This window comes from Membranihabitans maritimus, assembly GCF_021729145.1.
In the GTDB taxonomy this organism is placed as follows: Bacteria; Bacteroidota; Bacteroidia; order Chitinophagales; family Saprospiraceae; genus Membranihabitans; species Membranihabitans maritimus.
Genome location: NZ_JAJSLW010000005.1, coordinates 100,297 through 114,651 on the forward strand (window position 1 = coordinate 100,297; position 14,355 = coordinate 114,651).

Here is a 14,355-nt window from a genome sequence, read left to right on the forward strand (position 1 = left end):
GCCTATGAGAATAGATATCATTGCTACGATTCCGGAATTGTTAGATTCTCCTTTTCAACACAGTATTTTGAAAAGGGCTTCATCCAAGGGAGTTATTGATGTCAATGTGCACGATTTGCGTAAATACGGCTTGGGGAATTACAATCAAATAGATGATTATCAATATGGTGGTGGAGCCGGGATGGTTTTGCGGATTGAACCGATTTTTAATTGTATTGAAAAACTAAAAGGACAGAGAGCATATGATGAAGTGATATATATGACACCAGATGGTCATACTTTTAACCAAAAATGGGCTAATTCCTTTTCATTGAAAAAGAATCTCATTATTTTATGCGGGCACTACAAAGGAATTGATCAGCGCATAAGGGATCATTTGGTTACCACTGAAATATCTATTGGTGATTATGTCCTGAGTGGCGGAGAATTGGCAGCTGCTGTATTGGTTGATGCCATTTGCCGGTTGGTTCCCGGAACCATGAACGATGAATCAAGTGCCCTTGAAGATTCGTTCCAGGATGGCTTGCTAGCGCCACCGATCTACACCCGACCGGCTGAATTTAATGGTTGGAAGGTACCTGAAATTCTCTTATCCGGACATAATGCCAACATTGAAGAATGGCGTGAGGAAATGGCATACCAAAGGACAAAAGCTCTGAGACCTGATTTGTTGGAAGATGAATGAAATACAATGATTAGGAGTGGCCGGATACCCCTGTCGGGGAAAATGAACCAAAACGGGTGTTAATGGACAATTTTAATTAATTCTTCTTTGGACTTTCAAAATTGGTAGCATTGATCTTGTTCTATAGTATTGGTAATATTACAATGTTCCCATTTCCCACATAAATATACGTATTAAAGTACTTGAATAGGGACTGTATGATCGCAACATAGATAGAATAAATGGAAGTAGAAAATTATACTATTACCAGGTACAAATAATTATTTCCAATAATAAGTAGTTTATTTATAATGGATTATATTCAAAAGGAAGAACCCTTACATTGGATTAATCGGCATAATTTTTGTTAATACTATACATATTAGATGTAGAGATAATATGTTTTATTAAATTTGTTTGTTACTTTTGACCAACTTTGAATATTAAAATGTTCTTCATGAAACGAGGATTAGTTTTACTTCTTTTATTACTAGGATTTTTATCATATAGCCATTACGGTAATGCTCAAAATCCTTTGCAAAAAGACGCCATAAATTTCAAGGTATTATTCCTTGATTATGCGGGTCCTATTGAAGGGGATTACGGGGATTTTAAAAATTATACCAACGGCGTAGAAATTGGTTATTCTAGAAATTTGTACTCATTTTTAAATTTGAATGTACCGATGCGTTTTGCATTAGCCAATTTCAATAATCCTCAGCAAAATGATGTTACCGGTGATATCGGAGCGCTTTTACAGGCCCAGCTATGGGAACGGGGTAAATTATTTGTTCCGTATGTAACGGCTGGTGTGAATGGTGTATATGAATTCAAAGGGCAGCAATTTGGGCTTCAGGTACCTGCCGGTATAGGAATTGACGTCCAAATCGGAACCAGCGCCTATTTAAATGGTCAGGTGGAATATAGGTACGGTTTGGCTGAAGACCGGTCAAATATTCATGTTGGAATTGGTTTGAAATACTTGATTGGTAAAGAAGAAGAAGAGCAAAAGGTACTGTTGAAGCCGGTCGATTTTGATAAAGATGGTATACCCGACGATGAAGATGATTGTCCTCAAATCCCGGGTTTGCCTGAATACAATGGTTGTCCCGATACTGACGGAGATGGTATTCCGGATAATGAAGACCTTTGTCCGGATATTGCCGGTTCAGCTACCGGTAATGGTTGCCCGGATAGTGATAATGATGGAATTATTGATCCTGAAGATGAGTGTCCGAATTTGCCGGGCAGTGCAGAAAATAATGGTTGTCCGAATTTCGATAAAGACGATGATGGTATTCCTGATAATAGAGATGCCTGTCCTGATCAGGCGGGTCCTGCTGCTACAAATGGATGTCCTGACAGAGATGGAGACGGAATAGCGGATCGCGAAGATCGATGTCCGGATAGCCCTGGAACTATGGCCAATGAAGGGTGCCCGGATACTGATGGAGATGGTGTACACGATGGAATTGACAGATGTCCTGGAACTCCGGGGGATGTCAATAATGCCGGTTGTCCGTATGTAAAAGAAGAAGTGAAAGAGATTCTCGATTTTGCGAAAAGGGCCGTTCAATTTGAAGTGGGTAGTGCTACCCTTCAATCCCAATCCTATGTGGTACTGGACCAGATAGTGGAATTGATGAAGGACAATCCTACTTACGGATTACAGATTTCCGGTCATACGGATTCGACTGGAGATGCCAATAGTAATGTTGACCTTTCTGCCCAAAGGGCCAAGGCGTGTTATGATTACTTAGTGCGGAAAGGAATAGCAGAAGACCGGTTGGATTTTGTAGGATATGGAGAAGCAAGACCCATTGCTACGAACGATACTGCAAATGGACGATCATTGAACCGAAGGGTTGAATTTGAAGTGAAATTCAAATAGTTAGTTAGAATCTAATTGTAAGAAATATTTTAAAAAAGCTGTCTTCACATGAGGACGGCTTTTTTAAAATGATTCAGCAGGATTAAGGTTTTGGTTAATTTTCAATTTCAATTCGGGTAAAACATTTTCTTTAAACCAAGGATTTTTTGCCTGCCAGATATTATTTCTTGGAGAGGGGTGGGGCAGGACAAAATATTCCGGTAAGTATTGAGCATAATTTTTGACCGTTTCGGTAAGCGTTCTTTTTTTATGTTGACCCAGGTAATAATCCTGAGCGTATTTGCCAATTAGCAAAATTAGTCTTACTTCTTTCATTTGGGTTAGTATTTGCGAGTGCCATAGTGGAGCACATTCTTTTCGAGGAGGAAGATCTCCCGACTTTCCTTTGCCCGGATAACAAAACCCCATGGGTAGTAATGCTATTTTTTCTTCGTTGTAGAAGTCTTTTTTTTCAATTCCCATCCAACTTCTTAAATTTTCACCACTTTTATCGTCCCAGGGTATACCCGTCCGGTGAACGATGGATCCTGGGGCCTGGCCGATAATGATAATTTTACTTTTGGGGTTGGCTGTTAATACAGGATTGGGTTTATGATTAAAGTGTTGAGCACATTCTGTACACTCTGAAATTGTATCTAATAACCTTTTCACTATCATTTATGCTTTTCCCTGGACTTGACGAATAGGTATAGTTGGAATTAGACAGGGAAGTGAATATGAAATGATTATCCAGTCCAGTTGCTTGGGCCGGCGCTGCTATCATAGAAATTTATTCGCTGGAGCGGTTCTTGGCTTTAATGGTATAAAGGCAGCGAAAAGTTCCACTATACATTTCCTAATTCCTTTCCCAACTCTTTTATCATTACAAATATAGGTATTATTTACCTTTTCAAAACAACGACTATTTGGTACAAAGGGTGCCCATCTTAATCTATGGATTGTCTCAATCAGGTCAAACCTGACTATTTCATCCCGATGTGAATCTTGGATATAATCAGCAATTTCTACTGAAAATTTTTCTTCGTTATAACACCATTTGGCCTATTGGTGTTATTATTTTGTTTGTTGCGACAGGATCCCGAAAGAGCCTGTCCCGACCCCCGAGGGGTCGGATTCTATTAGCGATTCGTCAAAACGATTGTTTCGACCTCAGAGAGGTCGGATAAACTCCGATTCTTCTACAATCATCCCTTCCAATTCTTGGGTTGGATTGAACGTCAAATAGTAAAAACAGGTAATCCGACACCCTCTGGGGTCGTCTATCCTGTTTTGCGCGTCCTTCTAACATAATCAGACCCCAAAGGGGCCTTTTATCATAGCTTGGATGCGTTAAAACCAGGTGCATCCTGGTGAACAAAAACGATATAAAACGGGCGCTTATCAGTATTTACTTTTTTAGTAGAAATTGCTGGGATATAATTGAATGAAGTCAGATAAACCTGAATTCCGAGAATCTTTAGGATTAAAATTACTTGTGAATGGGGATATTGGACTAAAACAGGCGAATTCATTGTGGACAATTTAACGCTTTTTTTAGTAAGGAAATCCTTATTTCCAAGGGGAATTCCGTAATCCCAATTTTCAAGGTTGGATCGTGAAAGTGAATCTTCTTCGTTCCTTTACTTTTTCCCTATAAAGCAAAGGAAGCTACCTCTTGTATTTCCCTTCCTCTCCCTCTGAACCTGTAACTATTCGTGGAGCTTAGGTTCCCTAAATATTCAGATCTTTCCCCAAAATTCAAATTTAGGAAACTTTAGTGCTCCTGTGCTTTCCCGGCACCTTTCGGATACCGTATCAATCCTACCATTTCCTGAACATCCTGAGGGGGAGCTGGGGTAAGTCTGGATACGATTAATGTCACTACGAGGTTTACCACCATACCAAGTGTTCCGATTCCTTTCGGAGAAATTCCGAACCAATAGTTTTCAGGTGACCCTGACTTAAATACTGCAAAATATAAAATATAACTCGCTGTAAATATGATACCACAGATCATGCCTGCTATTGCGCCCTCTTTATTCACTCTTTTGGAAAATATACCCAATACAATGGCTGGGAAAAAAGATGCTGCTGCCAGCCCAAATGCAAAGGCTACTACTTCTGCAACAAATCCCGGAGGATTCATTCCGGCAATACCTCCTACAATCACAGCTACCATTATAGCAATTCTGGCCGCCCACAATTCATTTTTCTCTGATATTTCGGGCTTAAGCCATTTTTTTAATAAATCATGGGATACTGATGTGGAAATAACTAATAATAATCCGGCTGCGGTAGATAATGCAGCTGCTAAACCTCCGGCTACCACCAGTGCAATTACCCAGGCCGGTAATTGGGAGATCTCCGGGTTGGCCAGAACGATAATATCCTGGTCTATTGTCAATTCATTGCCCGACCAACCATTGCTCTCAGCCTTTGCGGACATATCGGGATTTTGGTCATTGTAATATTGGATTTTACCATCACCATTTTTGTCATCGAAAGATAACAGACCCGTATGTTCCCATTTTGAGAACCAACCCGGAACATTTTCATATTCTTTTCCCTGAAGTGAAGTGATAAGGTTGGTTTTGGCGAAAACGGATATAGCCGGAGCCGTAGTATATAAAAGGGCTATAAAAACCAGAGCATAACCCGCTGATACCCGGGCATCTTTTACCCTTGGAACGGTGAAAAATCTTACAATGACGTGGGGTAATCCCGCTGTTCCCAACATCAATGCAGCCGTAACAAAAAACATATCAACCCTGTTGACATCTGCGGAAGTATAGGCTTTGAAACCCAGATCTGTATGAATCTGATCGAGTCGTTCAAGCAGCCAGGTCCCGTCGGTTAATTTCCCGCCCAAGCCCAATTGCGGGATGGGATTGCCTGTAGCATATAAAGACAGAAAAATAGCGGGTACCAAATAGGCGAAGATTAAAACACAGTATTGGGCCACCTGGGTATATGTAATGCCTTTCATTCCTCCTAAGACGGTATAGAACAATACGATAACGATACCTATACCAATCCCAACTTCAAATTTTACCTCGAGAAAGCGGGCAAATGCAACACCTACACCTTTCATCTGACCGACAACATATGTAAAGGAAACAAAAAGGGCACAAACAACTGCGACGATCCGTGCCGTTTGACTATAGTATCGTTCCCCGATAAAATCAGGGACGGTAAATTTTCCGAATTTACGGAGATATGGTGCTAATAAAAGGGCCAATAAAACATAGCCGCCAGTCCATCCCATCAAATACTGAGATCCTATGTATCCTGAAAAAGAAATTAAACCGGCCATGGATAAAAAGGAAGCTGCTGACATCCAATCTGCAGCTGTAGCCATTCCATTGGCAAGTGGAGAAACACCACCTCCGGCCACATAAAAATCTTTAGTAGATCCGGCTCTTGACCATATTGCAATCCCAATATAAATGGCAAAGGTAACACCTACCATTAAGTACGTCCATAAACTTTCTGTCATTTTTCGGCTTTTTAAGAAGTGAATTAATCTTCGTTTAGCTTAAATTTTTTGTCCAACCGGTTCATCAGATAGACATAAACAAAAATTAATAGTACAAAGACATAAATGGATCCTTGCTGAGCAAACCAGAATCCAAGTTTAAACCCTCCGAGTTTAATGGTATTTAGCGATTCTGCAAAAATAATTCCACACCCAAAGGAGACTATAAACCAGATTGATAACAAGATAGTGAGATATGATAAATTTTTCTTCCAGTATAAGTCTAAGCTTGACTCTTCCATTTGATTATTCGGTTTGAAGTATTTTTTCGAATATATATCGAGGCCGAAATGTAAGAATTTAGAATGGAAAACGGGTAATTTAATTAAGAAAAAAATCTTTCAACCCCAATTCTATTAAGGTTTAGTATTCGGACCGATTTAAAAACAGGATCTTCGAATAAAGAATTGTAAATACATGATGAATTCTTTAGCGCCCTTTCCTGGAAAAGGATCACTGTTTTCTATCCCAGACCTAATTCCCTTAATAAAATTTCTTCTAGGTGTGAAGACCGTAGGTAATTCTATACCGACTACAACCTTATTTTGTCTGATAATGGTATAGTTACCCTACTAAGGAATGATCTTAGAGTGTAGTAAGGGATAGCCTTTTCTTTGATTCCAACGTAAAAAACATCCTATCTGTGGGAGTTCATCAATTTGGTGCCAGGGGAAAAATTGGCCTTATCAGTGCTGGCATTTGCAAATCTTTGTCTTCGTTCAAAAGTTCCTTAACCCGGAATTGAATACAACTATCAGTATTAGTAAGGCTAAAAGCTAACAACACTAAGGTTCTTGTCAGGTCGCGAAGGACTCCCTGGGAGAGTCCCCTCCTGACAAGTTAAGGAAAGATCGAAAGGTCAGTCCCGTCATATATTGATGCCTTTTTGGGACATTAACTGCGGGATGACGAGAACCATGGTGTGGTTTTGTTAGATAGAAAAATTCACCAAATTTTCCATGCATGCGCTTTATCTAGTTTTAGGGACACAATCCTTTCATCCTGTATCTTTGAACCATTGAACGAACCAAGGGTAAAGTATTGATTTTAGATGATGAATACTTTCAACCTTTGTTTTCCGCTATTATATATTTTCCCAATTGTAGGCTATACGAATTTTACCATTTTCAGTGGAATTTTGGTATTTATCGAAAAGGTTTATCGGTCTTTCATGGATAAGTTCCTTTGTCCCTATTTTAACGATCTCATACTTATACAGGTAAGAATCCATTTCTATCGGAATAAAATTGACTGGACCAATACATCAGGTATTCCCCTTTTTAGGATGTAAGCGATCCAGAGCACTTTCCATATCTTCAACAGGGGGATAACAAGTTTTACCTTCACATACATAAATATGGGTGCCGGATGTCTTTTGTTTGTTTTGCAGTAGCGGAAGGTTTTCTTCGTTTGTGCTACCCATAAAGGTTGTAAAAGGAAGATATAATTTTTGCATTTGTCTGGCGTATACCACGGCCTCTTGTCCTACTATCGCAATTTGAGTATTGGGGTGGGTAAATTTACCTAATAAACACAACCAATTGCCATAATGAGGTCCGCCTACTTTCAAATCTGGTGTTAAATACTCCAGCATGTTTTTAGCTATGGAATAAAAAGACTTCTGGTCAAAAATAATGGATAGATCATATAATACATGTGCCATGGCAGAATTGCTCGAAGGTATTACATTGTCTTCTATCTCTTTTGATCGTGAGAAAAGAGTTTCTGATTTACTTGAGTTGTAAAAGAAAAATTTCTGTTCGGCATCATAAAAATGTTCAATGGCATACTCCGTTATTTTTTGTGCAATATTGAGGTATGGTTTTTCAAATGTTACCCCGTATAATTGAATCATGGCCAGGGCCAGGAATGAATAGTCATCGAGGAATCCGGTTATACGGGTGTTATTACTGAATTGGCCGGGTTTGTAGTTGCGCCAAACACTGCCATTATCATTTATCATTTCTCTGATCAGAAAATCAGCGTTTTTCCTGGCTATTTTTAGGTAGCGGTTATTTCCCAATGCTTTATAGGCATCCAGATACCCGACCAGCATTAATGCATTCCAGGAAGTTAGTATTTTGTCATCAGTAGAAGGTCTTTCCCTCTGATTCCTGATTGCAAGTAACTTTTTATTCAGTTGTTCTGATTTTGCGAACCATTCATCGGAATCAATATTATTCTCTTCGGCATAATCTTCCGGTGAATATTTCCGATAGGGTATGTTGACACCATTTTCCCAATTACCGGTTTTCTCAATGTTGTAATAGGAAGTATATTTCTTAACAAATTCCGGTTCAATATTTTCGACTACTTCATCGTAGGTCCAGACATAAAATTTACCTTCTTCTCCTTCACTGTCGGCATTCAAAGATGAATAAAACCCTCCAGAACCATCAAGCATTTCCCTTTCTATGAATTCCAGCGTTTTTTCAATTATCCTTTTGTAAGTACGGCTTTTATTTAACTGGTAGCCTTTTGAATAAAGACTTACTAATTGACCATTGTCGTAAAGCATTTTTTCAAAGTGGGGAGCAAACCAATATTCATCAACCGAATACCGGGCAAACCCACCTCCTAAATGGTCATAGATGCCTCCCATTCCCATAGATGTGAGGGTTCGATGGAATATCGATCGGGCTTCATGGTCTTCCGTTAGGGCTAAATATTGTGCTACATATTCCCACGATATGGGCATGGGGAACTTTGGAGCGCCCCGAAATCCTCCGTTTATTAAATCAAATTGACTTTTCCAATTTTCAAATGCCCGTAAGTAGATTTTTTTATCCAGGTGATTTTCTTCAGAGGCAGGTATTTTTATTTGATTTTGGTCATGGATCCCCCTGGTCAGGTGCTGGGCCTGGTATAGCAGTTTTTGTTTTTCATTTTTGAAAAGATCATTTATTCTATGGAGTAATGATTTCCAATTTTGTTTTGGAAAATATGTTCCGGCAAAAAAAGGCCGGCCATCCGGGAGTGCAAATGCATTTAAGGGCCATCCACCCCGTCCACTTAATAATTGTGCTGCCAGCATGTAAATTTGATCGATATCAGGTCTTTCTTCCCGGTCAACTTTTATAGAAATAAAATGCTCATTCATTAATTTAGCCACTTCAACGTCCATAAAAGATTCATCCTCCATTACATGACACCAATGGCAAGCTGCATATCCTATGCTGATAATCATAGGTTTATTCTCTACCCGGGCCTTTTCCAATGCTTCTTCTCCCCATTCATACCAATCAACGGGATTGTTGGCGTGTTGCTGTAGGTAAGGACTACTGGAATTGACTAATCTATTGGAATGTTTGGGAGATGTATTCATATTCAATTAATGAAAATGTAGTAAGGGTTGTTCAAAGATTCCAGAAGAAGTTATTTCCAATTATTAATATGTGTGTTTAATTTGGCCTTATAATCCGGGTCACTTTTGTAGTAAATAATATTTTCTATTTTTTGTATACGTTCCGGATCCGTATTATTATACCTTATCGGTGGATTGTCGGCCGTACAAAAAAGTATGTTTTCTTTTACCAGATTTTCCTGGGCTCTGTGAAATCGCAGGGGAGATTTTGCAATATTATAAATAAGGTTGTTGGATACTATTACATCAGTAGTTCCTTCATCCATGAAAATGCCGTTGCTTTCTGCTCTGCCGGCATTTATCTGGACATCGTGTATATGATTATTAATTAATTTACTTCCCGGCTGGAGGCCCAGTGAGTAAATTCCTCCACCATCGCTGAGAATTTTCATGATGTCATAAATGTGGTTTCCATCAATTATATTATCTCTGCAAGGGGTTTTTCGAGGGCTCCACATCCATCCGATCGATATCCCGGTGTACGGTAGATCGTAAACATTGTTGTTTTTTATGGTGGTTTCAGCGGTAAGCCCGGCCCATATTCCTACAGCACCGAAAAACTGTTGTCCGCATTTTTTTACAGTAGAACCTACGATGGAATTACCAGTGGCGACATCGCCCGGAGCATATGTATACCAGGGATTACCATTTATTTTTCTGTCCCTGCCTTCGCCGATCATAATGCCATTTCCTGATATATCTTCTATGTCACAATTGGTGACTGAGCAATACCTGGAGCCTGGCCCAATATGAATTCCGGATCCGCCGAATTGAGAAAATTTACAATTTGTGAATGTACAGTTTTCTGCCCAATTTAGTTCAATGGCAGCAGGTATAGTAGCCCAGGAACTATCGGAAGGACGGGGGTCGAAGTGACATGCCTGTACACCGCAATACCCCAGTCTGGGAATTTCCCAGTACGTATGCTGAAATGAAATGCCCTGGAAGTGAATATTTTTTATGGGTTTACTTTTTGTTCCGTTTAATTGCAAGAGGGCAGGAGATATGGGGGAGATAATTTCCAAATTATTCGGATTCATGCCTACCGGCAACTTAACTACTATTCTTTTCAACTCTTTGTCAAAACACCATTCATAGTCCCTATTAATAAACTCCTGGGCATTTTCCAGAAAATATCTTGGATGTTCCTCCCAGTGGTCAAGGTTGAAAAAATCCGGTTTGCGCGCTCCGATCGAATCAACAGCTGTGATTTGATTTTGGTCGGTATTGATTTCTTGTATTGGAATTCTCGAAATTGACCAATCATGGAGAAGCACTAATTCTGTATTTTCAGTATTTTCTGGAATAGGAAAATCACCTTGTGTAAAGAAAAAGTTGGTCCTTCGGTCTGCACCCACTTTTTCTACCCGCAAGTATCCCTGGTCCGGAAACCTTGACCTGGAAGCCCTTTTATTTTCTATAAATAATTCCCGGGGTTGCATATTCTGGGACAGGGTAGATGCCCAAAGGCCCTGACTGATTTGTTGCCAGTCCGTGATTTTTATTCCCCCGGAAATAATGGGATTTGTATTTGGTAAGGCGCGGAATTGGATGGAAATACCATCAAAATTGATTTCGTTTGTATTGAAAAATATGGGCTCGGTGATGGGATACATACCTCCAGATAACCAAACAACCAGTGTTTTACTTTTTCCTTCCTGACTATAAGAGATAATTTTTTCTTTTGCTTTTTGAATAGATTGTAAGGGATCTCCAAGTGTTCCTTTTCCCGTATCATTTCCGTTGGGAGTGATAAAAATTTCTTGACTTAACAGGGAAACTGATAGTAGAATGAAAATTAATTCTAGGATCGATATTCTCAGTACTTTCATAGTGAGGATTAATTATTTAGTAAAGGTAAAATAGTGAAAATAGAACCAATTAATTATTTTCTTGTTATTACATTTAATACAGTGGCCAAAAGCGGCCAGTGTTTTGGCCAAAAACATTGTCCGGTGGGGAAGTATTGAAGTAGAAAAGATAAATATAGGTTCTCATCAGTCGAGCGGTATCTGGAGGTCTGATATATTTGCAATCATAGCCGGCTCAATCCCTCATACCCGGGAGATGACTGGAACCAAAAGTAGACAAGTGGAGATTTTTATAATGTTTATGGTGCCATAGTAGCAGATGTAAAATCCAATAACGGGTCGTCCTGAGGATTGGGAACAAATTTAATCTGACTCTAATTGAAATTTTACTTGAATTTTATATCTTTAAAAAGTGCATAAAACTATATCCAAAATATTTTTTCTTGCTGTAACTTTTCTATTGTTGTCTTTTACAGGTTACGCTACCCACAATAGGGCTGGGGAAATCACCTATGAGCAAATAGGAGATTTAACAATTCGTATCACTATTGTAACCTATACCAAAACAAGCAGTCATGTAGATCGGGATAGTTTAATCGTTTTTTGGGGTGATGGGACTACTCAAACCATTGCCAGGACCAATGGTAACGGAGAAATGTTGGAAAATGATATACAAAAGAATTTTTATGTAGAAGAACATACCTACCCAGGGAGGGGAACGTATACAGTAGGAATGACAGATCCAAACAGAATTGGAGGGATTCTCAATGTTAATTATCCTAATTCAATCCGAATCAGATTTCATATCGCTACAACTTTTACCCTTTTGAGTCGCCAATTCCAGGGGGATAACAACTCTGCAGTGCTTTTGCAACCACCTATCGATATGGGTTGTGTGGGCAAACCTTTTGTCCATAATCCCAATGCATTTGATCCGGATGGAGACAGCCTGGCATATGAATGGGCTGTTCCTTTGCAGGATGTGGGGGCAGAAGTACCCAATTACTTATTTCCGGACCAGATAGAACCAGGGCCTCAAAATAATATTTCTCTGGATCCGGTCACCGGAGAGGTCGTTTGGGATTCTCCCCAACGTCAGGGTCAATATAATATAGCGATCCGGATCAAAGAGTATAGGCAAGGCGTATTGATTAATTCTATTATTCGGGATATGCAAATACAAATCCTGGATTGCGATAATAATCCCCCGGAAATAAATGTACAGGAGTATATGTGTGTAGAAGCAGGTGAACTCCTGGAATTACCCGTGGGAGTTGATGATCCCGAATCTGGCAGTCAATTGGTGCGTCTGACGGCTCTTGGAGGACCGTTGAGTCTTGACTTTTCACCCGCTGTATTTGCTACCAGTAATTTTTATGAGGAAGTACCCAGGGAAATCGACTTTATTTGGGAGACAAAGTGCGAACATATACAGAAAGAAAATTATACGGTCGTTTTTAAAGCGGCTGATAATTTTTTTGATGATACCAGTGGCCTGGTGAACCTAAAAACGCTGAATATTCAGGTTGTGGGTCCTGCGCCCCCGACACCTAACATTGATCGCAGTGGTAATCAAAATACCATTACCTGGGAGCCGGGGTATTCCTGTTCTACAAGTGAAAATTTTTTGGGATATACTGTCTGGCGAAGGATTGGCAGTCGAAATATTCCTGATGATCAATGTTTACCCAATCTTGGTAATTACGGTTTCGAGGTGGTCGGATTTTCAGGAAAAGGTAGTTTAAATGAATTTGTAGATGAAAATGTGCAAAACGGTGTTACGTATTGTTATAGAATTACTGCCCGGTTTGCAAAAACCAGTGCAGGTGGAAATCCTTATAATATAGTCGAAAGTAAACCCAGTCCCGAAGCATGTATTAAAATCCAAAGAGACCTTCCGCTACTGACCAGGGTAAGTGTCTCAAGTACAGGCACGACTGACGGGGTGATTGATGTAGAATGGATTAAGCCGGAAATAAACATTGACTCAATGAACCCTGATGGTCCATATTCTATAACTTTGTTCAGGTCCACTGGATTAGATCAGTCTTTTGTTGAAGTATCCGGATCGACCGTCTCAGCTGAAAGTATTGATTTATTTGACGAAGAGTATACATTTACGGACAATAATCTTAATACTGTTGACAATCAGTATTTTTATAAAGTCCAACTTACTTCCAATAGCAGGGAAATTGGATTTTCTTCTATTGCTTCATCAATTTTTCTGCGTTCCAACGAAGGCAATAATTTGGTAAGTTTAAATTGGAATTCTGTGACTCCCTGGATTAATTTTAATTATATCATTTATCGTCGGGATAACGGGGCGTTTGTAGAAATTGGTGAATCTTCAGTGCCTAGATTTTCTGATCGTGATGTGATAAATAATGAGGAATACTGTTATCGAATTGAGGGAGAAGGTGAGTTTCTTGGTATTTCCCATTCGGATACAACATTTAATTTTTCCCAGGAAATTTGTGTTATTCCCGATGATACAACCCCTCCCTGTGCCCCTAATCTAACGGTTAGAAATAATTGTGAAGATGATCCGGAAGCGTTTCTTTTTACAAATATCCTGGAGTATGATTTATCAGATTCATGTCTGGACAATATTGAAGACCTGGAAGCCCGATTGTATTACCGTGAATTTGGAGATGATGATTTCACGGAAATTACTGATGATGCGAACTTGTCAGTAATTAACAGCACCACTGCTAATCACAGTAGTTCTCGAGGTTTTGCCGGGTGTTATGTAGTTCGGATGGAAGATCAATTTGGGAATCTTGGACCTGCAAGTGATACCGTTTGTGTGGAAGCTTGTCCGGTGTATATTTTGCCAAATGTATTTACTCCGAATAGTGATGGAAATAATGATTTATTTTACCCGTTGCGAAGAGCCTTTGTCCAACGTGTAAATTTTGAAGCCTATAATAGATGGGGTAATTTAGTGTATCAAACCAATGATCCTGAAATTAATTGGCAAGGTTTTGATACCAATGGAGAAAAAGTTGAATCCGGGACGTATACATACAAATGCGAAATCTTTCTCAATGATCAAGGAGGGCCATTTTTGTTTAATACGATCAGCGGAACCATTGATCTAATCCGCTAAAT

General features: G+C 39.4%; 9 protein-coding genes. 4 read left to right on the forward strand and 5 right to left on the reverse strand.

The features are described 5' to 3' along the window. Positions 1–4 precede the first annotated feature (4 nt). Positions 5–685, forward strand: coding sequence for a tRNA (guanosine(37)-N1)-methyltransferase TrmD (gene trmD / locus LVD47_RS07305; protein WP_236974917.1), 681 nt, complete (start codon positions 5–7; stop codon positions 683–685). Between the two features lie 436 nt (positions 686–1,121). Continuing rightward, the gene (locus LVD47_RS07310; RefSeq protein ID WP_236974918.1) at positions 1,122–2,555 is read left to right on the forward strand and encodes an OmpA family protein; all 1,434 of its coding nucleotides are present in this window, start codon (positions 1,122–1,124) and stop codon (positions 2,553–2,555) included. A gap of 63 nt (positions 2,556–2,618) precedes the next feature. Here the strand turns inward: LVD47_RS07310 and LVD47_RS07315 are convergent, their stop codons facing one another. The 5 genes from LVD47_RS07315 to LVD47_RS07335 all read right to left on the reverse strand — a co-directional run bounded on the left by LVD47_RS07315 (position 2,619) and on the right by LVD47_RS07335 (position 11,265). Then, entirely contained in the window at positions 2,619–3,206 is a 588-nt protein-coding gene (locus tag LVD47_RS07315) for a uracil-DNA glycosylase family protein (protein ID WP_236974919.1), read from the reverse strand. A gap of 1,102 nt (positions 3,207–4,308) precedes the next feature. Next, on the reverse strand, positions 4,309–6,030 hold the full coding sequence (locus tag LVD47_RS07320) for a sodium:solute symporter family protein (RefSeq protein ID WP_236974920.1): 1,722 nt from the start codon (positions 6,028–6,030) through the stop codon (positions 4,309–4,311). Positions 6,031–6,053: 23 nt separating this feature from the next. Further along, the gene (locus LVD47_RS07325) at positions 6,054–6,311 is read right to left on the reverse strand and encodes a DUF4212 domain-containing protein (RefSeq protein WP_236974921.1); all 258 of its coding nucleotides are present in this window, start codon (positions 6,309–6,311) and stop codon (positions 6,054–6,056) included. Between the two features lie 1,022 nt (positions 6,312–7,333). Next, complete coding sequence (locus tag LVD47_RS07330) at positions 7,334–9,394, reverse strand: thioredoxin domain-containing protein (protein WP_236974922.1); 2,061 nt, start codon at positions 9,392–9,394, stop codon at positions 7,334–7,336. A gap of 50 nt (positions 9,395–9,444) precedes the next feature. Beyond that, positions 9,445–11,265, reverse strand: a complete 1,821-nt coding sequence (locus LVD47_RS07335; protein ID WP_236974923.1) for a right-handed parallel beta-helix repeat-containing protein — start codon at positions 11,263–11,265, stop codon at positions 9,445–9,447. A 61-nt stretch (positions 11,266–11,326) separates the two neighbouring features. Between LVD47_RS07335 and LVD47_RS07340 the strand changes: the two genes are divergently transcribed. Then, complete coding sequence (locus LVD47_RS07340; RefSeq protein WP_236974925.1) at positions 11,327–11,557, forward strand: hypothetical protein; 231 nt, start codon at positions 11,327–11,329, stop codon at positions 11,555–11,557. Between the two features lie 99 nt (positions 11,558–11,656). Further along, entirely contained in the window at positions 11,657–14,353 is a 2,697-nt protein-coding gene (locus tag LVD47_RS24045) for a T9SS type B sorting domain-containing protein (protein ID WP_236974927.1), read from the forward strand. The last annotated feature ends 2 nt before the right edge of the window (positions 14,354–14,355 follow it).

Coding starts and splice junctions, on each gene's coding strand:
- LVD47_RS07335 (WP_236974923.1), bottom strand. CDS start 11,265: ATGAAAGTACTGAGAATATCGATCCTAGAATTAATTTTCATTCTACTA.
- LVD47_RS07310 (WP_236974918.1), top strand. CDS start 1,122: ATGAAACGAGGATTAGTTTTACTTCTTTTATTACTAGGATTTTTATCA.
- LVD47_RS07325 (WP_236974921.1), bottom strand. CDS start 6,311: ATGGAAGAGTCAAGCTTAGACTTATACTGGAAGAAAAATTTATCATAT.
- LVD47_RS07320 (WP_236974920.1), bottom strand. CDS start 6,030: ATGACAGAAAGTTTATGGACGTACTTAATGGTAGGTGTTACCTTTGCC.
- trmD (WP_236974917.1), top strand. CDS start 5: ATGAGAATAGATATCATTGCTACGATTCCGGAATTGTTAGATTCTCCT.
- LVD47_RS07330 (WP_236974922.1), bottom strand. CDS start 9,394: ATGAATACATCTCCCAAACATTCCAATAGATTAGTCAATTCCAGTAGT.